This is a genomic window from Mesorhizobium wenxiniae, assembly GCF_002284535.1.
Taxonomy (GTDB): domain Bacteria; phylum Pseudomonadota; class Alphaproteobacteria; order Rhizobiales; family Rhizobiaceae; genus Mesorhizobium; species Mesorhizobium wenxiniae.
The window spans coordinates 223679-241373 of record NZ_NPKH01000027.1 but is presented as its reverse complement, the minus strand read 5'-3'; the positions used below and the strand labels follow the sequence as shown (position 1 = coordinate 241373).

Here is a 17695-nt window from a genome sequence, read left to right as displayed (position 1 = left end):
ACGCCTTCGCTTGCCGTACGCAGAGGATTTGTGTGCCTTATGACCGATACTTCACTTGCACGCCCGACCGTCCGCAGGGCGTGGTTGGGCCTCATGGCCGTCTTGCCCCTGGTCCTGCTCATAGCTATGGACGGCTCGATACTCTATCTCGCTATGCCGCGTGTGACCTCGGCCATCACGCCGACCGCCGACCAAGCACTTTGGATTCTCGACATCTACGGTTTCGTGGTTGGGTCGCTGCTGATCGCCTTCGGCAATATCGGCGACCGTTACGGGCGGCTGAAGCTGATCATGATCGGCGCGGTGGTCTTCGGTGCTGGATCGCTTGGCGCAGCCTATTCGCAAACCCCTGAAAGCCTGATCGCCTCGCGCGCCCTTATGGGACTGGGCGGCGCGACACTGTTGCCGTCCGGGCTGGCGATCGTGAGCTCCCTATTCCCCGATCCGCGAACGCGCGCTCGGGCGATCGGTATTTTCGCGGCGACTTTTGCGGCTGGTTTCGCCATCGGGCCCGTCATCGGCGGGCTGCTATTGCGGCAATTCGAATGGGGCGCCGTGTTTCTGATAAATGTTCCCGTCGTGATCGGCTTCCTGATCTCTGCACCGGTACTGCTGCAAGAGGTGCGTTCGACTAGCTACGGGCGAATCGATCTCGTGAGCCTCATGTTGTCCTTCGCAGGTATCCTGTTGTTCACATATTCGCTCAAGAGCGCGGCGGCCCATGGCTTCACGCCGACACTGTTGACCATCGGGATCGTCGGCATCCTTGCCCTTGGGCTGTTCGTGCGCAGACAGAGCAGGGTTGACTACCCGCTGCTCGACCTGGACCTATTCCGAGACCCCATTTTCTCCATCGCCATCTTAACCGGCCTTCTCACGCTGGTTGTCTGGTCGGCTACCGGATATCTGTCGGGCATCTATCTGCAATCGGTGCTGGGTTTTGATGTTTTCAATGCTGCGCTGCTGACGCTGCCGGGCGCGACCGTGCTGACGGCGACTTGCGTGGGCACCGCTCGCATCGTGGAGCGGATAGGCCGCAAAACTGCCCTTGTTGCCACACATCTGCTCATCAGCGTCGGCGTCCTCCTGCTGCTGTTCACGACCACCGAGGTCGGAATCGCGGCCTTCATCGCCTCGACCATGATCGCTGGCGTCGGATATGGGTTATCCTTTAGCCTGGTGGCCGAGATAGCAGTGTCGGCCGTTCCTGCCGAACGAGCCGGTGCGGCGAGTTCGATCGCCGAGACCAGCAACGAACTGGGCAACGCGCTGGGAATTTCCCTGCTCGGATCGTTGGCCGCGCTGAGCTTCCGGCTGTTGGGTCCCGGCGTGGCCGGCACGCTCAACGAAACACTCGATCAGTCGGACCCTGAAATTATCGTGCGGGCCAACGAAGCCTTTCTCACTGGTTTACATGTCGCGGTCGGCGCCGGCGGTCTGCTGACGCTTGCAACTGGCATCATCGCGTGGCTCTGGCTGCCGAGAAAGTTACCCGAATGACCTCTGCTGCCGGCGAGTTATAGGACACCCCAATTTAGCATATCCTGCAGAAAGCCCGCTCTAGGCCGGAATCCCTGCCGCTCTGGCTCGCGCCAGAAGCCGCTCTGCCAGCCGCAGATGCGGCCGGTCGTACATCTTGCCATCGATGCCGACGACGCCGGGATTTCCAGCCGCCTCGAATGCCTGAACGATCGCCAGGGAGTGTTTCACCGCCTCGGCCGACGGCGTGAAGGCGGCGTTGATGACCGGCACTTGCGCCGGATGGATCGCCATCTTGCCGGTGAAGCCGTCGCGCTCTGCCTCGGCGCATTCCGCCTCGAAGCCGGCCATGTCGCGAAAGTGCGGAAAAACTGTGTCGATCGCCGCGACTTCCGCAGCACCCGCGGCGAGGATGGTCATGGTACGGGCGAAGCGGAACACATCGGTGTAGCGGGCAATCTCGTCGCGCGCCGTGCGCGCACCGATTGCTGCCGACAGATCTTCCGCACCCCAGGTCACGCCGACAAGCCGCGCACTTGCGTTGGCGTAGGTCGCAGCCGCCAGCACGCCGGCAGCTGTTTCGGTGATGATCGGCAGGATTTTTATCGCGCCATCCGGCAGGCCGTTTTCGGCCTCGTGCACCCTCAGCTTGGCCGAGAGATGCTGGACATCCTGGCCGCTGTTCGACTTCGGCAGCATGATGCCGTGGGGTTTCACTGGCACGAGTGCCGCCAGATCGTCATCGGTCAGGTCGGTCGAGAGATCGTTGATGCGGACATAGATTGCGGATCTGGTTTGATGCCTGTGTTCGGTGATGGAGCGTGCGGCGACGTCGCGAGCCAAAACCTTGTTTTGTGGCGCGACCGAATCCTCGAGATCGACGATGACCACGTCGGCGCCGGCGCCAAACGCCTTTTCCAGCTTCTTTTCGGAATCGCCTGGAACGAACAGCAGCGAGCGCATCGGTCAGGCCGCCGCCTTCTTCTTCATCATCATCGCCTGCCTTGTGCATTTGGCGACGAGCACGTCGTTCTGATTGTAGGCGCGGTGCTCGAATTCGACGATACCGCGGTCCGGCTTCGACCTGGAGTCGCGCACCGACACCACCGTCGTCTCGACGCGGATGGTGTCGCCGTGGAAGACCGGATGCGGAAACACCGTCTCCTTCATGCCGAGATTGGCGATGGTGGTGCCGACGGTGATGTCGTTCACCGAAATGCCGATCATCAGGCCCAGCGTGAACAGCGAATTGACCAGCGGCTTGCCCCATTCGCTCTTGGCGGCGAAGTCGAAATCGATGTGCAGCGGTTGCGGGTTCAGCGTCATTACCGAAAACAGCATGTTGTCGCTTTCGGTGACGGTTTTCCGCAGCGTGTGCCGGAAGGCATGGCCGACGACGAACTCTTCCAGATAAAGCCCGGCCATGCTCGATCTCCTCCGCTGCCGCATCGGCCTGAAAATCGGAATCGATGTTCGGAAAGCGCGATGCGAAGATTCAAAGTGTTAGAGCGTACTTCTGTGCGCCCCTCTAAGGGGTTGATAGGCGCTGCATGCCGCGCTCGCAAGCCAGTTAACAAACATGGTGAACCGTTCGTAAACCATTTCTGCCTACGGTCTTCACTGGGGCGGGAACGGACTCGGGTTAGGGGCGTAGCGGACGGCATGGTTGTTTCGCATTTCCTGAAATGGATCTACACGGCCAAGGTTTCGGAGCGCGCTGCTGCGGCAAGCGCTCTGGCTCGCGCCTACATCAATGCCGAGCTGCCGTTCGAGGATCGCTGCGCGGCGGAGGCGGCGCTGACGCTGCTGCTCGACGATGCCTCGTCGAAAGTGCGGCTGGCGATTGCAGAGGCGCTGTCGATGAGCCATCACGCGCCGCTGCAGATCATCAGCGCGCTGGCGTCCGACCAACCAGAAGTGGCCAGCCTGGTGCTGGCACGTTCGCCGATGCTTACCGATGCCGATCTGATCGACCGCGTTGCCGGCGGCCAGAAGGCGATCCAGAAACTGGTCGCCGATCGTCCGCGCGTCTCCATGGCGGTCGCCGCGGCGATCGCCGAAATCGGCGAGCCGGAAGCCTGCGCCACGCTTCTCGCCAACAGCGGCGCCGACATCGCTTCGCTCAGCTTCCGCCGTATCGCCGAACGCCATGGCCATCTGCCTTCGGTGCGCGAAGCGCTGATATCGGATGCGCGCCTGCCCGCCGACTGCCGGCATATGCTGCTGATAAAACTTGGTGAAACGCTCAAGGGTTCGCCGCTGGTGCTGGCGCTGATGGGCCGTGCCAGAACCGAGCGCGTCATGCGCGACGCCTGCGTCAAGGCTTCGATGACGCTGATCGAAGGCACGCGCCAGGAAGAACATGCGGCGCTCATCGAGCACCTGCGCCTGCGCGGCGACCTGACCGCAAGCTTCATCATTCGCACCATTGCGCATGGCAAGGTCGATTTCTTCGGCTCAGTGCTGGTCGCGCTCAGCCAGCAGTCCGAACAACGGGTGAGGGCGCTGCTGGCCGGCGGGCACGACGTGGCGCTGCAGGCGCTGCTGCGCAGCGCTGGCCTGGCCGCGGCCACGCACGCGATTATCCTGCGCGCGCTGAAGATCTGGCGCGAGGTCGCCAACGGCAAGCGCCTCGCCGGCGTCCAGGAAGTCAGCTGGCTGATGCTGAAGGAATTGGGCGGGCAGTCGGCCGAAGGCGATCTCGCCGGATTGGTCAAATCGATCCACCTCGATGCGCTGCGCGAAAACGCGCGCGGCCATGCGCTGGCAATCGCGGCGGCTTAAGACACTGAAAATGACGCCGGCAAATGGCCGCTGGCGTGTCGCAGACTCTCTGTCAATGGATGACCTTTGCGAGAAGATGGACGCTGTTGCACCGAAGCCCGGCACGCGCGGCCCGTACAAGAAGCATGAAAAATTGTTGCCATGAGAGCACAGTACAAGGGCCACCGAATTCTAGATACCGATGTCGGAGCTTTTGCCCTCGATACGTGGAACCCGCGCGATCCCACTGACTTCTCCGTCACTATTGATTTCTATGCCGGTCCAGAAGGAGATAACAGCGCCGACGCATTTACCGCGACTGTCTGCTCTCCTAATTGGTTCCTTCGATCTCAGGGCGGCAAGGTATTTGCGGCGGAAAGTGTGATTTTCATGCGGCGTTTCGACTACGTCGAGCTCGAAAAGTTTCTCAGGGATCGTTGTGCTGCGACCGAGGGGGAAACTTGGCAGGCCATCGGCGCGCAACTCACCAGACTAGGGCGCTGGGAGTTCGACTATCGCCTTTGAAATTTCAAACTGAGACACTACCCGCTGTTGGGTTCGCCGAGCAGAAGACGCTCAGATATCCAGCACTTCCGTCTCGGCAAACTCCGCACGTTCCTGGATGAAGCGGAAGCGGGCTTCCGGCTTGGTGCCCATCAGCGCGTCGACCGCATCCTTTGTCGCCGCCTCGGCGTCGATCACATCGACCCTGAGCAGCGTGCGCTTTCTCGGGTCCATGGTGGTTTCCTTGAGTTGGGCGGCCATCATTTCGCCCAACCCCTTGAAGCGGCCGATTTCGACCTTGCCGCGCCCGGTGAACTCGGTGCGCAGCAGTTCGTCCTTGTGCGCATCGTCGCGGGCATAGGCGACCTTGCCGCCTTGGCGGATCGAGTAGAGCGGCGGCACCGCCAGGTAGAGATGGCCGTCGCGGACCAGGCTCGGCATCTCCTGATAGAAGAAGGTGATCAGCAGCGAAGCGATATGGGCGCCGTCGACGTCGGCGTCGGTCATGATGATAACCCGGTCGTAGCGCAGATCCTGATCGCGGTATTTTGACCGCGTGCCACAGCCAAGCGCCTGGATCAGGTCGGAAATCTGCTGGTTGCCAGCCAGCTTGTCGTTGCCGGCGCTGGCGACGTTGAGGATCTTGCCGCGCAGCGGCAGCACTGCCTGGCTGGCGCGGTCGCGTGCCTGTTTTGCCGAGCCGCCGGCCGAATCGCCCTCGACGATGAAGAGCTCGGCGCCGGCCGCGGCATTCTGCGTGCAGTCGGCGAGCTTGCCGGGCAGGCGCAGCTTGCGCACCGCGCTCTTGCGCGAGACTTCCTTTTCCTGGCGGCGGCGCACCCGCTCGTCAGCACGCGCGATCACCCATTCGAGCAGCTTCGAAGCTTCCTGCGGGTTGTCGGCCAGCCAGTGATCGAAGGGGTCGCGGATCGCGGCCTCGACGATCCTGATCGCCTCGATCGTCGCCAGCCGGTCCTTGGTCTGGCCGACGAATTCCGGCTCGCGGATGAACACCGACAGCATGCCCGCCGCCGAGATCATGACGTCTTCCGAGGTGACGATCGAAGCACGCTTGTTGCCGACCAGCTCGGCATAGGCGCGCAGGCCGCGCGTCAAGACGTTGCGGAAGCCGGCCTCATGGGTGCCGCCTTCGCCGGTCGGAATGGTGTTGCAGTAGGAATTGAGAAATCCGTCGCCGCCGAACCAGGTCACCGCCCATTCGAGCGAGCCGTGGCCGCCTTGCCTGTCGCTTTTGCCGGCAAAGATCTCGCGGGTGACCTGGAATTCGTCGCCGAGCGAGGCTTTCAGATAGTCCTTGAGGCCACCGGGAAAATGGAACTCGGCCTTGGCCGGCGTCGCGTCCTTCTCCTTGATCAGCGACGGATCGCAGGTCCAGCGGATCTCGACGCCGCCGAACAGATAGGCCTTCGAGCGCGTCATCCGATAGAGCCGCGCCGGCTCGAAAGCCGCACCCTTGCCGAAGATCTGCTCGTCGGGATGGAAGCGTATCCTGGTGCCGCGGCGGTTATGCACCTCGCCGAGCTGCTCCAGGCCGGTCACCGGAACGCCGCGCGAAAAGCGCTGGCGATAGAGCTGACGGCCGCGTGCGACCTCGACCTCGAGATGGTCCGACAGCGCGTTGACGACGGAGACGCCGACGCCGTGCAGGCCGCCCGAGGTTTCGTAGACCTTGCTGTCAAACTTGCCGCCCGAATGCAGCGTCGTCATGATGACTTCGAGCGCCGGCTTCTTGAATTTCGGATGCGGATCGACCGGAATGCCGCGGCCATTGTCGGTCACCGCCAGATATCCGTCGGCCGAAAGCTCGACATCGATGAAAGTCGCGTGGCCGGCGACCGCCTCGTCCATCGAATTGTCGATGACCTCGGCGAACAAATGGTGCATCGCCTTGTCGTCGGTGCCGCCGATATACATGCCGGGCCGCCGCCGCACCGGCTCCAGTCCTTCCAGAACCTCGATGTCGGCGGCACTGTAGCTCTCACTGCCGTCGCGGGATGCCGGGCGCTTCGCCGCCTGCACCAGCGGGTCGGCCGGGCGCGCGGTGGCACGAATCGGTTGCGGTTGCTTGTCCAGATTGCCGAAAAGATCGTTGCTGTCGTTCATGCTGGTCCTGGATTGCGATGCTGCGAATCACCACCCGATACTGCCACGCTTTTTGCGGGCAGGCGACGGAGGTTCCCGTTACGTTCGAGGATAGAGCCTCTTACTGCAAAACCATCCGGCAACCAAGCGGCGGAAATGGGTCGAAACTCCGGCCTTCAGAGGGTGGTTTGCCGCATCAGCCACCCTCATTGCGTGTGCGCGGGAAATGAGGGGGCAGTCTGCGTCGCAATCGGCTGGTTCTATTCCGCCGCCCCTAGATATTCCGACAGCGGCGGGCAGGAGCAGACGAGGTTGCGGTCGCCGGCGACATTGTCGATGCGCGACACCGGCGGCCAGTATTTGGCTGATGTGTCGGCATCACCGGCGGGATAGGCCGCCTCCAGGCGCGAATAGGGATGGGTCCACTGGCCGGCCAGCGCCTCGGCCGCGGTATGCGGCGCATTGACCAGCGGATTGTCGGCCAAGGGCCATTCGCCTTTCGCCACCTTGGCTGCCTCGCCTGATATCGCGATCATCGCCTCGCAGAAGCGATCGAGTTCGCTCTTGGGCTCGGACTCGGTCGGCTCGACCATTAGCGTGCCGGCCACCGGAAACGACATGGTCGGCGCATGGAAACCATAATCGATCAGCCGCTTGGCGATATCGTCGACGCTGATGCCGGAGCTCTCCTTCAGCACGCGGGTGTCGAGGATGCACTCATGGGCGATGCGATCGTGCCTGCCCTTGTAGAGGAGCGGGAAGTGCGGCGCGAGCCGCGTCGCCACGTAGTTGGCGGAAACGATCGCCGTCTCGGTCGCCTGCTTGAGGCCGGAAGCGCCCATCATGCGGATATACATCCAGGTGATCGGCAGGATCGAAGCGCTGCCGAACGGTGCGGCCGACACGGCATGGCCCGAGCCTTCGGTGACATGGCCGGGCAGATAAGGTCTCAGATGCGCCTTGACGCCGATCGGGCCGACGCCGGGACCGCCGCCGCCATGCGGGATGCAGAAGGTCTTGTGCAGGTTCATGTGGCAGACATCGGCGCCGATGTCGCCGGGGCGAGCGAGGCCGACCAAGGCGTTGAGGTTGGCGCCGTCGAAATAGACCTGGGCGCCATGCTCGTGAATGAGGGCGCAGAGGTGGCGCGCGCCTTCCTCGTATACGCCATGCGTCGAAGGATAGGTGAACATAAGCGCGGCGAGATTCTTGGAATGCTCATTGGCTTTGGCACTCATATCGTCCATATCGATATTGCCATCCTCGGTGCAGCGCACGACGACGACGCTCATGCCGGCCATCGCCGCACTCGCCGGATTGGTGCCATGCGCGGATGACGGGATCAGGCAGACGGTGCGGTGGCCTTCGCCGCGCGAGCGGTGATAGCCGCGAATGGCGAGCAGCCCGGCATACTCGCCCTGGCTGCCGGCATTGGGCTGCAGGCTGACCGCATCGAAGCCAGTGATCTCCGACAGCCAGCCTTCCAGTTCGCCGACCATCGCGCGATAGCCTGCCGAATGCCCGGCCGGCGCGAATGGATGCAGATTGGCGACGCTTGGCCAGCTCACCGGCATCATCTCGGCGGCGGCGTTGAGCTTCATCGTGCAGGAGCCGAGCGGGATCATGGCGCGGTCGAGCGCCAGGTCCTTGTCGGCCAGCCGGCGCAAAAAGCGCATCATCTCCGTTTCCGAGTGGTTTTCGTGGAAGACCGGCTGGCTGAGAAACGCCTTACCACGTGGCTTGCCCGGAGTGGTGCTGGTGCCAGCAGCGCCTGCCTTGGCGCCGAACAGTGCTGCAATGGCGTCCAGATCGGCATCGGTCGAGGTCTCGTCGAAGCTGATGCCGATGTGGTCGGCGTCGATGACGCGCAGCAATCGGCCGGTCTTTTCAGCAGCGGCGGCGATCGCGCCGGCTCTGCCTTTCACTTCCACCGTCACCGTGTCGAAGCGGCTTGCGCCAAGCACCGAAATTCCTGACGCGGTGAGACCGGTCGCCAGCCGGTTGGCCAATGAATGGATTCGGCCGGCAATCGCCTGCAGCCCGGCAGGGCCATGCCAGATCGCATAGGCCGTCGCCATGTTGGCGAGCAGCGCCTGCGCGGTGCAGATGTTGGAGGTCGCCTTGTCGCGACGGATGTGCTGTTCGCGCGTCTGCAAGGCGAGACGATAGCCGGGGCGGCCCTTGCTGTCAGTGGACTGACCGACAAGGCGGCCGGGCATCAACCGTGTCAGCCTGTCGGAAACAGCGCAATAGGCGGCGTGCGGCCCGCCAAAGCCCATCGGCACGCCAAAGCGCTGCATCGGGCCGACGGCGATGTCGGCGCCAAGCGTAGCCGGCGCGTCGGTCAGCGTCAGGCCGAGCGGATCGGCAATGAAAACGACCAGCGCGCCGGTGGCGCGGGCCTTCTCGATTACCGCCTTGTGGTCGCCATAGACGCCAAACGTATCAGGCCAGGAGACCAGCAGAGCGGCGGTGTTGTCGTCGATCGTGTCGCCGTCGACCTCGATGCCGAGGGGCTCGGCGCGGGTGCGCACGACGTCGAGCGTCTGCGGGTGCGGCGTGCCGGCAAGCGCCACCTTGGTCCGCTTGTCGCGATGATGGCGCAACGCAATGCCGACCGCCTCGGCCACCGCCGTCGCCTCGTCGAGCAGCGAGGCCGACGCCACCGGCAGGCCGGTCAGCTCAGTGACCAAGGTCTGGAAATTGAACAGCATTTCGAGCCGGCCTTGGCTGATCTCAGCCTGGTAGGGAGTGTAAGCCGTATACCAGGCCGGGTTCTCGAACAGATTGCGCTGGATGACCGGCGGCACGTGGACGCCGTGGTAACCGGCACCGATAAAGCTCTTCAACACGGTATTTTTGGCCATCGTCGCCGAAAGCTCGGCCAGCGCCTCCGCTTCGCTCGCCGGGGCCGGCAAAGCCAGCGGCCGGTCGAGCCGGATCGATCTCGGCACAGCCTGGCTGATCAGCGTCTCGACTGAGGGAACGCCGATCGTCGCCAGCATGGCTCTGACGTCATTGAGGCCGGGGCCAATATGGCGGGCCGAGAAGGCGTAGGGTGCTGCGGTCATCTTCCTGGTCCTGCTTTCAACCAATATGGGCTTTGTAGGCGGTCTCATCCAGGAGACCTTCGAGTTGGCTTTCATCGGCCAGCCTCATCTTCCACAACCAGCCGTCGCTGGTCGCCGCCGAATTGACCAAAGACGGGTCCGACGAGAGCGAGGTGTTGGCCTCGGTGATCTCGCCGTCGACCGGTGCATAGACGTCCGATGCCGCCTTGACGGATTCGACCACGACGGCCGTATCGCCCTTGGCCAGCTTTTTCCCAAGCTCCGGCAATTCGACGAAGACGAGATCGCCGAGTTGCTCCTGCGCGTAGTCGGTGATGCCGACGGTGGCGATACCGCCTTCGACGCGGAGCCATTCGTGATCTTCGGTGAAATAGGTTTTTGCCATGAAGTTCATCCTTTGCGGTAGCGATGGGGCGTGAAGGGCAGGGGACTGATATCGACCGGGATTTTGGTCCCGCGAACGTCGGCGAAGAGTTTTGCGCCAGGTTTGGCCAGCGACGTCTGCACGTAACCCATGGCGACCGGATGGGCGGCCGAGGGGCCGAAGCCGCCGGAGGTGACGTGGCCGGCGGGATTGCCGTCGGTGTCGAAAAGGGCAGCGCCGGTGCGCACCGGCTGCCGGCCTTCCGGCTTCAGTCCAACGCGTTTCTGCGCCGGGCCGCGCTCCAGGATTGAACGCAATGCGTCGGCGCCGATGAAAGCGCCAGAGGCGCGAACCTCCTTTGGAATCGCCCACATCAGCCCGGCGCTGGTCGGGTCGATCTCAGGCGTGATGTCCAGCCCGTGCAGGCACAGCCCCGCTTCGAGCCGCAGGCTGTCCCGGGCGGCCAACCCAACCCACATCACGCGCTCGTCCTCGAGCAGCTTGGCGACCAGATTTCGCGCATCCGCTTCCGGCAGGCCGATCTCGAAACCGTCTTCACCGGTATAGCCCGACCGGCTCATGAACCAGTTTTCGCGGGGCTCAAAGCCGTGCATGAACAGCAGCGAGCCGGTCTCGATGCCGGCGCGTGACAGGGCGGCCCAGGCTTCAGGCCCCTGGACCGCCAGGAAGACGCGGTCGAGTGCATCGATCTTGGCATCAAAATCCCCCTTTGCCTCAACATCCAGGGCAAGCCCACGAAGGTGCTTTTCGTCGGCTTCGGCATTGCCGGCATTGGCGACGACCATGAAGCGTGCCTGGCCGAGCCTGGTGACGATCAGATCGTCGAGGATGCCGGCGGCTTCATTGAGAAAGAACGTGTATTTGGACTGGGAAACTTCAAGCGCGCCGGCGTCGAACGGGCAGGCACGATTGAGCAGTGCTTCAGCGCCCGAGCCTCTGATCTCGAACAGCTTCATGTGCGAGATGTCGAACAGGCCGGCATGCTCGCGGGTATGAAGGTGCTCCTTCATCACGCCGGCCGGATAGGTCAGCGGCATCGACCACCCGGCGAACGCGCCAAAGCGCGCACCGGCGGCCGCGTGCAGGTCTTCGAGGGGAAGGTGTTTGGTGTCGTCGCCCGTCATGTCGTCTCCAGAGTCGCACGCAATCGGCCGCGAGTGGCGACCAGTCCGTGCCCCTCTGTCTGAAGCCTGAGAGACTCGCGCCCCGTAACTCTGTCGGCAGCGCTTACACCTTCGGCGCGGGGGCAAGCCCCGACTTTCCAGAGTGTCTTTCCCGTCTACGGTTCTTTTGCCTGAGAGATTTCGGGCGATTTCCCCTTCGGCGGCAGCTCTCGCTGCTCTCTCCCGCAAACAGGTAGGACTCAATTTGAGCCCTCGACTCGCCATCCATAGCCTGCGGGCGACACCTTGTCACCTCCCAGCGACACCTTACCGACAAGTCTTCGCTAACCACGCGGTTTGCCGGTTTCTCAACGAACTCCCGATATATTGGGTCCAAACGACGTTCGGACGGGGAACGAAATGGGCGAATTAACGATGAGCGCGCCTGTGGCCGGGCTGACCTCGAAAAATCGGATCACAGCGGAAGACGTGGTCATGCTGCGCCGCGAGGTGTTTGGCGACGGCGTGGTGACGCGCGGCGAGGCCGAGGCGCTGTTTGCGCTCGACGCAAAGGCCAAGGACAAATGCGCGCAATGGCCTGTTTTTTTCGTCGAAGCTGTGACCGACTTCATCGTTCATCAGGAAAAGCCGGCGGGCTATATGTCGCAGGACAATGCCGACTGGCTGGTCCGAGCGATTTCGCGCGACGGCATGGTCGATAGCCGGACCGAACTCGAATTGCTGGTGCATGTGCTGGAAAAGGCGAAATCGTCGCCGAACGGGCTTTGCGTCTATGCGCTGGCGCAGGTCGCCAATGCCGTTCTGGACGGCAAGGGGCCGCTGATGCACGACGGCAAGCTGGTTCCCGGCTTGATCGCCAAGGCGGAAGTCGAGCTTCTGCGCCGCATCCTCTATGCCCATGGCGGCGACGGCAACATCGCGATCACCCGCGCCGAGGCCGAGATGCTGTTCAAGATCAATGAGCGGACAGCGGCAGCCAACAACGATCCGTCATGGAATGATCTGTTCGTCAAAGCGATCGCCAATTTCGTCATGTGCTCGGCCGGCTACGAAGCGCCGATGCGCGACGTGGCGCTGCGCCGGGATTCTTTCTTCGAGCAGGCGGAACCGGAGATCGGCAGTTTCTTTGGCCGCATGGTATCGGGCGGCCTCGCCGGCATCATGGAAGCCTATCGCGCGCCGGGCGATATCGAATCCGAATGGGAATCGAAGGACAAGGCAGCCGAGGCACTGGCCCGCCGCGCCGAAACCGTGGACGCCAGCGAGGCGATGTGGCTGGCTGAGCGCATCGGCCGCGACCGGCCGCTGCGCGAGAACGAGCGCGCGCTGCTGACCCTGATCAAGCATGCCTCGCCGGAAATCCATCCGGTGCTCAAACCCCTAATCGACAAGGTCGCTTGAGCAAAAAGTACTAAAACACTGATCGGAAATGGCGGAGCTATGGCCTCAAATGCCGCCGTACCAGTCGTAGCCGTTGTCCTCCCAGTAGCCACCCCTGCCGCCGCCAATAGTGGCGAAACCGTCGACCAGTTCGATCTTGCGGAGATATTTCGGCATCTTGTAGCCGATCTGGCGCTCGACGCGGACACGCAACGGCGCGCCGTTCTCGACCGGCAGCGGCTTGCCGTTCAAGCCATAGGCAAGGATCGTCTGCGGATGACGGGCATCGAACAGGTCGATCGAACCGTAATATTTGATGTCGCCGGACAGGCTGCGGTCGATCGTGTCGAGGCAGTGGAACATGACGTATCGCGCCTGCGGCTTGACCACCGCCTGATCAAGCACCAGCGACAGCGGCGTGCCGGTCCATTTGGCGATGCAGCTCCAGCCTTCGACGCAGTCGTGGCGAGTGATCTGGGTGCGGCTTGGCATGTTCATCAACTGCTCGCGCGTCAGCGACAGCGGCTTTTCGACGAGGCCGGAAACCTCGAGCCGCCAGTCGGCGAAATTGTTGGCGAGCAGGCCCTTGTAGACATCGTCGTCCGGCGCGGTGACGCCGTTCGGCCGCTGCGGCTGGCGAATGTCGGCTTCGGTGAATTCCGGCGCCAGCGAATCGCCGGCAAGCAGGCGTTGCGCGCGCCAGGTAAGGCCGTTGGCGCCTTCGAGGAAGGAGCGCAGGCCGTCGCCGACGCCAAGCTGGCTGTCGAAAGCATCGCAACCCGAAAGCATGATGCCGGAGACGCCGAGGCTGGCCGAGGTCAGGAATTTTCTTCGGCTTATCTGTAGTTTGGGGCCGATCTCAAACTTCGCCATCTCACGCACTCCTCTGGGGCGTCTTGCTGCCATGGGCCGCCGGCGGATCGGTTCGGTACCAGCCGGTGATAATGGAACGCAACTCGTTGATCGGGCCGGCGGCGAAGATCATCACGATATGGATGATGAAGAAGGCGACGAGCAGCAGCATCACGATGAAATGAATCGTCCGTGCCGTTTGCCGGCCGCCGAGCAGATCGTTGAGGAACGGTAGCACCGCGTTCATGCTCGGCGACATGGCAAGGCCGGTGATTATCATCAGCGGCAGCAGCACGAACATGACGCCGCCATAGGCCATCTTCTGCAGCGTGTTGTACTCGCGCCTATGGTGGAACTTGAGCCTGGCATGATCGGCGATGTCTCGCGGCAAACGCCTGAGATCGTCGATGCGCGGGGCAAGATCGCGGCGCAGATGGCCATTGATCAAGCTGGCGACCAGCCAGACGACCAGTGTCGTGGTCAGTATCCAGGCGAAGAAGAAATGGACGACGCGGGCGGTGCCGAGGTCGTAGTATGACGGGATCGTCGCCCAGGACGGGAAGGCGCGGGACGTCTCCCGACCCGCCGGGCCCGACCAGCCGAGCACACCGGTGGTATCGAAGCGCTTGCCGAAGATTTCGGTGTAGCCGCGCGGACCGTTTGCGGTGTTCTCGGCGCCGATGGCGAAGATGGTGTTGTTGTATGCGAATCCCGACTCCTTGCCGATATAGAGCTGAGGGCGCGCGTTGAAGATCTGCAGGCCGGAAAGCAGCATGAAGAACAGCGAGATGGCCCAGAGCCAGTGCGTCAGCCGAGTCCAGCGCGACTGCCGGTAGATCAGCGTTGCGTCCTTCGGCGCGGCAGTATCTGGCCCGACGGAGGATTGGCTCCTGACAACCGATTCCATTTTCTCGCGTCCTTCCGGCCGCTCAGTCGGCCTTTCCGATCGTTCTCCTCCCAATACGTTGCCAGCCAAAGCGATGTTTCATCCGATCACGAAATTATTACGGCCTGCTTGGTACTACCGGCTCCCGAGACTAACGGCGAGATTGACCGCGGCGGCGACGATCACTGTATTGAAAAAGAACGACACGATCGAATGCAAGAGGACGATGCGACGCATTTGCGTGGTCGAAACCGCGGTATCGGAGGTTTGTGAAGTCATGCCGACGGTGGTCGAGAAATAGAGGAAATCCCAGCCGTCCGGCCGCTCCTTACCCGCAAACACGAGGCCGCCGACGGGCTTTCTCTGCTTCGCTTTGCTGCCGGGGTCGGTCTCTTCATCGTTCAGCCAGTAAACATGGGCGTAATGCAGCGCCGTCATGGCGTGGATGGTGAACCAGCCGAGCGGGATCGACAGCAGCGCGAAGGTGAGTTCGACAGGATGCGCGCTGCGCTCGCGATTGATCAATTGGAACAACGAGATGATGGCGACGGCGACGACAATCAGCGTCACGCCAAAGATGACCAGCACCGGCTGGTCGGTGGCGCGGGCATTCTTGCTCAGATAGCGGTCGGTGAGCAGCGGCATCTGGGCGACGACGATGACGGTGTAGGCGGCGAAAAACGCATTGGCGCCGATCGAAAAGGCCAGCGGAGTGCGCAAGAGCAGCGCGATCACCAGCGCCACCACACCGATGCAGGCCGACACCGCGAACTGCATGTGGCGGTGCAGTGGTTTCTTCAGGGGCATATCGGTCGTCATGGCCCGGCTCGGAGGCGGTCCGTCTTCTATACCGCCGCTCGTCTTTAGGACGCGCAAACAACATTGTAGCACTTTTTGATTGTGCGCATGATCCCGAAAAATCCATTCGGATTTTGCTCCGCTGACCTCCGGTTCGGGTCAAGGGCTAGCCCAGTGCGGCGGAGCTAGCCCAAGGCGGCGGATTTCAGCGCACGCCGCAGGATGCGGTCGAGCTCGCCGAGAAACCGCGAGCGGTCCTGCGGCGCGAAACCGGCATTGTAGCCCTTGCTCTCGCCGGTCTCGCGCAGATGCTGCTTGAGGTCGCGCATGGCCACCGCCATGCCGATCGTTTCCGGCGTGAACGGGCGCCCGGTCGGCCCAAGCACGTGGGCGCCGAGTGCCACCGTGCGGGCGGCAAGCGGGATGTCGGCTGTCACCACAATGTCGTTGGGCTTGGCATTATCGACGATCCAGTCGTCAGCCGCATCGGCGCCCTTGGACACGACGACGTTGCGGATCATCGGATCGCGCGACGGGCGCAGGCCGCCATTGGAGACGAAGGTGACGACGACGCCATGGCGCTCCGCGACTTTCTCGACCTCGGCCTTCACCGGACAGGCATCGGCATCGACGAGAATCTGTAGGCGGCTTCGTTCTTGGTTGATGTTAGTCGTGTTCATACGGCGTGAATTTCAGCTCGTAGCCGCGCGGCTCGGTGCCGGGCGGCTCAGTGGGCTCAGTGTCATAGACGTAAATTCTTCCAGTGGAGGAGAAACCAATGTGTTGGCCGATGGTGCGTATCACATCGATCGCTTGATCCGCGTCCGACGCCCAAAGTTTCATTCCAAAGAAAGCCGGCCCGGGCTCTGTTTCAAAGTCCTCATTGGGAGATACAACCTCGCCCTCGGCCAGAACCGTGAAGTGACGGAACGCTGTCTTCATCCGCCCGTTCCGGAGCTTCAGTTTCCAATTCTTGAGAGTCTCAGGATTCATGGGAGTGCCTGATTAACTTCGCGGTGACTGCGAACGGCAATACGAACGCGAATTTGAACCTCCTTCACCTAGTAAACCACCACGCTCCTGATGCTCTTGCCCTGATGCATCAGGTCAAAACCCTTGTTGATGTCCTCCAGCTTCAGCGTGTGGGTGATCATCGGGTCGATCTCGATTTTGCCGTCCATATACCAGTCGACGATCTTCGGCACGTCGGTGCGGCCGCGCGCGCCGCCAAAGGCGGTGCCCATCCAGGTGCGTCCGGTGACCAGCTGGAACGGCCGCGTCGAGATCTCCTGGCCGGCGCCGGCAACGCCGATGACGACCGACTTGCCCCAGCCGCGGTGCGATGCTTCAAGGGCCTGCCGCATCACCTTGGTGCTGCCCGTGCAGTCGAACGTATAGTCGGCGCCGCCGATCTGGTCGGCGCCGCGCTTGGTCATGTTGACGAGATAGGGCACGATATCGCCATCGATCTCCTTCGGATTGACGAAATGCGTCATGCCGAATTTCTCGCCCCATTCCTTCTTGTCGTTGTTCAGGTCGACGCCGATGATCATATCAGCGCCGGCAAGGCGCAGCCCCTGGATGACGTTGAGGCCAATGCCGCCGAGGCCGAAGACGGCGGCCGTGGCGCCGATCTCCACCTTGGCCGTGTTGATCACCGCGCCGATGCCGGTGGTGACGCCGCAGCCGATGTAGCAGATCTTGTCGAAGGGTGCGTCGGGATTGACCTTGGCCACCGCGATCTCGGGCAGCACGGTGAAGTTGGAGAAGGTCGAGCAGCCCATATAGTGGAAGATCTTGTCCTTGCCGATCGAGAAGCGCGACGAGCCGTCCGGCATCAGGCCTTGCCCTTGCGTGGCGCGGATCGCGGTGCACAGATTGGTTTTTCTGGACAGGCAGGACGGGCATTGCCGGCATTCCGGCGTGTAGAGCGGGATGATGTGGTCACCCTTCTTGACCGAGGTGACGCCCTTGCCTACGTCGACGACGATTCCCGCACCCTCATGGCCGAGGATCGCCGGAAAAATGCCTTCAGGATCGGCGCCCGACAGCGTGAATTCGTCGGTGTGGCAGATGCCGGTCGCCTTGATCTCGACCAGCACCTCGCCGTTGCGCGGGCCTTCGAGGTCGACCTCCAGGATCTCCAGCGGCTTTCCGGCGGCGACAGCGACAGCGGCACGGGTTTTCATCGGGAATCTCCTCTCAGGGCAAAATCTGCAATCGAGGCCGAGCATTAGCGTATCTGCAGGTGCTGGACTATGGGACGAATTGACAGTTCGTGGCCGGGCTTTGGTCGTCACTAGGCGACTTGCGCCCGGGATATGCGCCAACTTGCCTTGACCGGCCGGGC

Annotated in this window: 16 protein-coding genes and 1 riboswitch; of the genes, 4 read left to right on the top strand and 12 right to left on the bottom strand. The window is 62.7% G+C overall.

Annotation, left to right across the window (positions count from 1 at the left end):
- The first annotated feature begins 39 nt into the window (after positions 1 to 39).
- Positions 40 to 1500: an MFS transporter gene (locus CIT31_RS23175; RefSeq protein WP_095520527.1), complete on the top strand. Its 1461-nt coding sequence runs from the start codon at positions 40 to 42 to the stop codon at positions 1498 to 1500.
- Between the two features lie 60 nt (positions 1501 to 1560).
- Here the strand turns inward: CIT31_RS23175 and CIT31_RS23170 are convergent, their stop codons facing one another.
- Entirely contained in the window at positions 1561 to 2442 is an 882-nt protein-coding gene (locus tag CIT31_RS23170; protein WP_095520526.1) for an HpcH/HpaI aldolase/citrate lyase family protein, read from the bottom strand.
- A 3-nt stretch (positions 2443 to 2445) separates the two neighbouring features.
- Positions 2446 to 2928 carry a MaoC family dehydratase gene (locus CIT31_RS23165; protein ID WP_425350639.1) on the bottom strand — a complete coding sequence of 161 codons (483 nt, stop codon included), beginning with the start codon at positions 2926 to 2928 and terminating at the stop codon, positions 2446 to 2448.
- A gap of 213 nt (positions 2929 to 3141) precedes the next feature.
- Here CIT31_RS23165 and CIT31_RS23160 point away from each other — a divergent pair, with 213 nt between their 5' ends.
- Positions 3142 to 4263 carry a DUF2336 domain-containing protein gene (locus CIT31_RS23160; protein WP_095520524.1) on the top strand — a complete coding sequence of 374 codons (1122 nt, stop codon included), beginning with the start codon at positions 3142 to 3144 and terminating at the stop codon, positions 4261 to 4263.
- Positions 4264 to 4404: 141 nt separating this feature from the next.
- Positions 4405 to 4767, top strand: coding sequence for an Imm8 family immunity protein (locus CIT31_RS23155; protein ID WP_095520523.1), 363 nt, complete (start codon positions 4405 to 4407; stop codon positions 4765 to 4767).
- A gap of 51 nt (positions 4768 to 4818) precedes the next feature.
- Here CIT31_RS23155 and parE read toward each other — a convergent pair whose 3' ends face one another.
- From parE to gcvT, 4 genes are all read right to left on the bottom strand, one after another.
- Positions 4819 to 6870 (bottom strand): DNA topoisomerase IV subunit B, encoded by a 2052-nt coding sequence (parE, locus tag CIT31_RS23150; RefSeq protein ID WP_095520522.1) that lies wholly within the window; start codon positions 6868 to 6870, stop codon positions 4819 to 4821.
- Positions 6871 to 7109: 239 nt separating this feature from the next.
- Positions 7110 to 9920, bottom strand: coding sequence for an aminomethyl-transferring glycine dehydrogenase (gcvP, locus tag CIT31_RS23145; RefSeq protein ID WP_095520521.1), 2811 nt, complete (start codon positions 9918 to 9920; stop codon positions 7110 to 7112).
- 16 nt (positions 9921 to 9936) lie between these two features.
- The gene (gcvH, locus tag CIT31_RS23140; RefSeq protein ID WP_065009623.1) at positions 9937 to 10305 is read right to left on the bottom strand and encodes a glycine cleavage system protein GcvH; all 369 of its coding nucleotides are present in this window, start codon (positions 10303 to 10305) and stop codon (positions 9937 to 9939) included.
- 5 nt (positions 10306 to 10310) lie between these two features.
- Positions 10311 to 11429, bottom strand: coding sequence for a glycine cleavage system aminomethyltransferase GcvT (gene gcvT / locus CIT31_RS23135; RefSeq protein WP_095520520.1), 1119 nt, complete (start codon positions 11427 to 11429; stop codon positions 10311 to 10313).
- Between the two features lie 148 nt (positions 11430 to 11577).
- Positions 11578 to 11664: riboswitch (glycine riboswitch) on the bottom strand.
- Positions 11665 to 11828: 164 nt separating this feature from the next.
- Between gcvT and CIT31_RS23130 the strand changes: the two genes are divergently transcribed.
- Positions 11829 to 12830, top strand: a complete 1002-nt coding sequence (locus tag CIT31_RS23130; protein ID WP_095520519.1) for a hypothetical protein — start codon at positions 11829 to 11831, stop codon at positions 12828 to 12830.
- Positions 12831 to 12875: 45 nt separating this feature from the next.
- Here the strand turns inward: CIT31_RS23130 and CIT31_RS23125 are convergent, their stop codons facing one another.
- From CIT31_RS23125 to CIT31_RS23100, 6 genes are all read right to left on the bottom strand, one after another.
- Positions 12876 to 13682: a molybdopterin-binding protein gene (locus tag CIT31_RS23125; RefSeq protein ID WP_095520518.1), complete on the bottom strand. Its 807-nt coding sequence runs from the start codon at positions 13680 to 13682 to the stop codon at positions 12876 to 12878.
- Position 13683: 1 nt separating this feature from the next.
- Positions 13684 to 14568 carry a cytochrome b/b6 domain-containing protein gene (locus CIT31_RS23120; protein ID WP_095520517.1) on the bottom strand — a complete coding sequence of 295 codons (885 nt, stop codon included), beginning with the start codon at positions 14566 to 14568 and terminating at the stop codon, positions 13684 to 13686.
- A gap of 114 nt (positions 14569 to 14682) precedes the next feature.
- Positions 14683 to 15366, bottom strand: a complete 684-nt coding sequence (locus CIT31_RS23115; RefSeq protein WP_095520516.1) for a DUF1345 domain-containing protein — start codon at positions 15364 to 15366, stop codon at positions 14683 to 14685.
- A 164-nt stretch (positions 15367 to 15530) separates the two neighbouring features.
- Entirely contained in the window at positions 15531 to 16025 is a 495-nt protein-coding gene (locus tag CIT31_RS23110) for a YaiI/YqxD family protein (protein ID WP_095520515.1), read from the bottom strand.
- Positions 16012 to 16287, bottom strand: a complete 276-nt coding sequence (locus tag CIT31_RS23105) for a hypothetical protein (RefSeq protein WP_095520514.1) — start codon at positions 16285 to 16287, stop codon at positions 16012 to 16014. Before CIT31_RS23105 ends, CIT31_RS23110 begins: the two co-directional genes overlap by 14 nt.
- A 119-nt stretch (positions 16288 to 16406) precedes the next feature.
- Entirely contained in the window at positions 16407 to 17534 is a 1128-nt protein-coding gene (locus tag CIT31_RS23100) for an S-(hydroxymethyl)glutathione dehydrogenase/class III alcohol dehydrogenase (RefSeq protein ID WP_095520513.1), read from the bottom strand.
- Positions 17535 to 17695: the final 161 nt, after the last annotated feature.

Bases quoted from the DNA above. Each gene is read 5' to 3' on its own strand.
- gcvP (WP_095520521.1), bottom strand. From the start codon at position 9,920: ATGACCGCAGCACCCTACGCCTTCTCGGCCCGCCATATTGGCCCCGGC.
- CIT31_RS23120 (WP_095520517.1), bottom strand. From the start codon at position 14,568: ATGGAATCGGTTGTCAGGAGCCAATCCTCCGTCGGGCCAGATACTGCC.
- CIT31_RS23165 (WP_425350639.1), bottom strand. From the start codon at position 2,928: ATGCGGCAGCGGAGGAGATCGAGCATGGCCGGGCTTTATCTGGAAGAG.
- gcvH (WP_065009623.1), bottom strand. From the start codon at position 10,305: ATGGCAAAAACCTATTTCACCGAAGATCACGAATGGCTCCGCGTCGAA.
- CIT31_RS23100 (WP_095520513.1), bottom strand. From the start codon at position 17,534: ATGAAAACCCGTGCCGCTGTCGCTGTCGCCGCCGGAAAGCCGCTGGAG.
- CIT31_RS23125 (WP_095520518.1), bottom strand. From the start codon at position 13,682: ATGGCGAAGTTTGAGATCGGCCCCAAACTACAGATAAGCCGAAGAAAA.
- CIT31_RS23155 (WP_095520523.1), top strand. From the start codon at position 4,405: ATGAGAGCACAGTACAAGGGCCACCGAATTCTAGATACCGATGTCGGA.
- CIT31_RS23130 (WP_095520519.1), top strand. From the start codon at position 11,829: ATGGGCGAATTAACGATGAGCGCGCCTGTGGCCGGGCTGACCTCGAAA.
- CIT31_RS23175 (WP_095520527.1), top strand. From the start codon at position 40: ATGACCGATACTTCACTTGCACGCCCGACCGTCCGCAGGGCGTGGTTG.
- CIT31_RS23110 (WP_095520515.1), bottom strand. From the start codon at position 16,025: ATGAACACGACTAACATCAACCAAGAACGAAGCCGCCTACAGATTCTC.
- CIT31_RS23105 (WP_095520514.1), bottom strand. From the start codon at position 16,287: ATGAAGACAGCGTTCCGTCACTTCACGGTTCTGGCCGAGGGCGAGGTT.
- gcvT (WP_095520520.1), bottom strand. From the start codon at position 11,429: ATGACGGGCGACGACACCAAACACCTTCCCCTCGAAGACCTGCACGCG.
- parE (WP_095520522.1), bottom strand. From the start codon at position 6,870: ATGAACGACAGCAACGATCTTTTCGGCAATCTGGACAAGCAACCGCAA.
- CIT31_RS23170 (WP_095520526.1), bottom strand. From the start codon at position 2,442: ATGCGCTCGCTGCTGTTCGTTCCAGGCGATTCCGAAAAGAAGCTGGAA.
- CIT31_RS23115 (WP_095520516.1), bottom strand. From the start codon at position 15,366: ATGACGACCGATATGCCCCTGAAGAAACCACTGCACCGCCACATGCAG.
- CIT31_RS23160 (WP_095520524.1), top strand. From the start codon at position 3,142: ATGGTTGTTTCGCATTTCCTGAAATGGATCTACACGGCCAAGGTTTCG.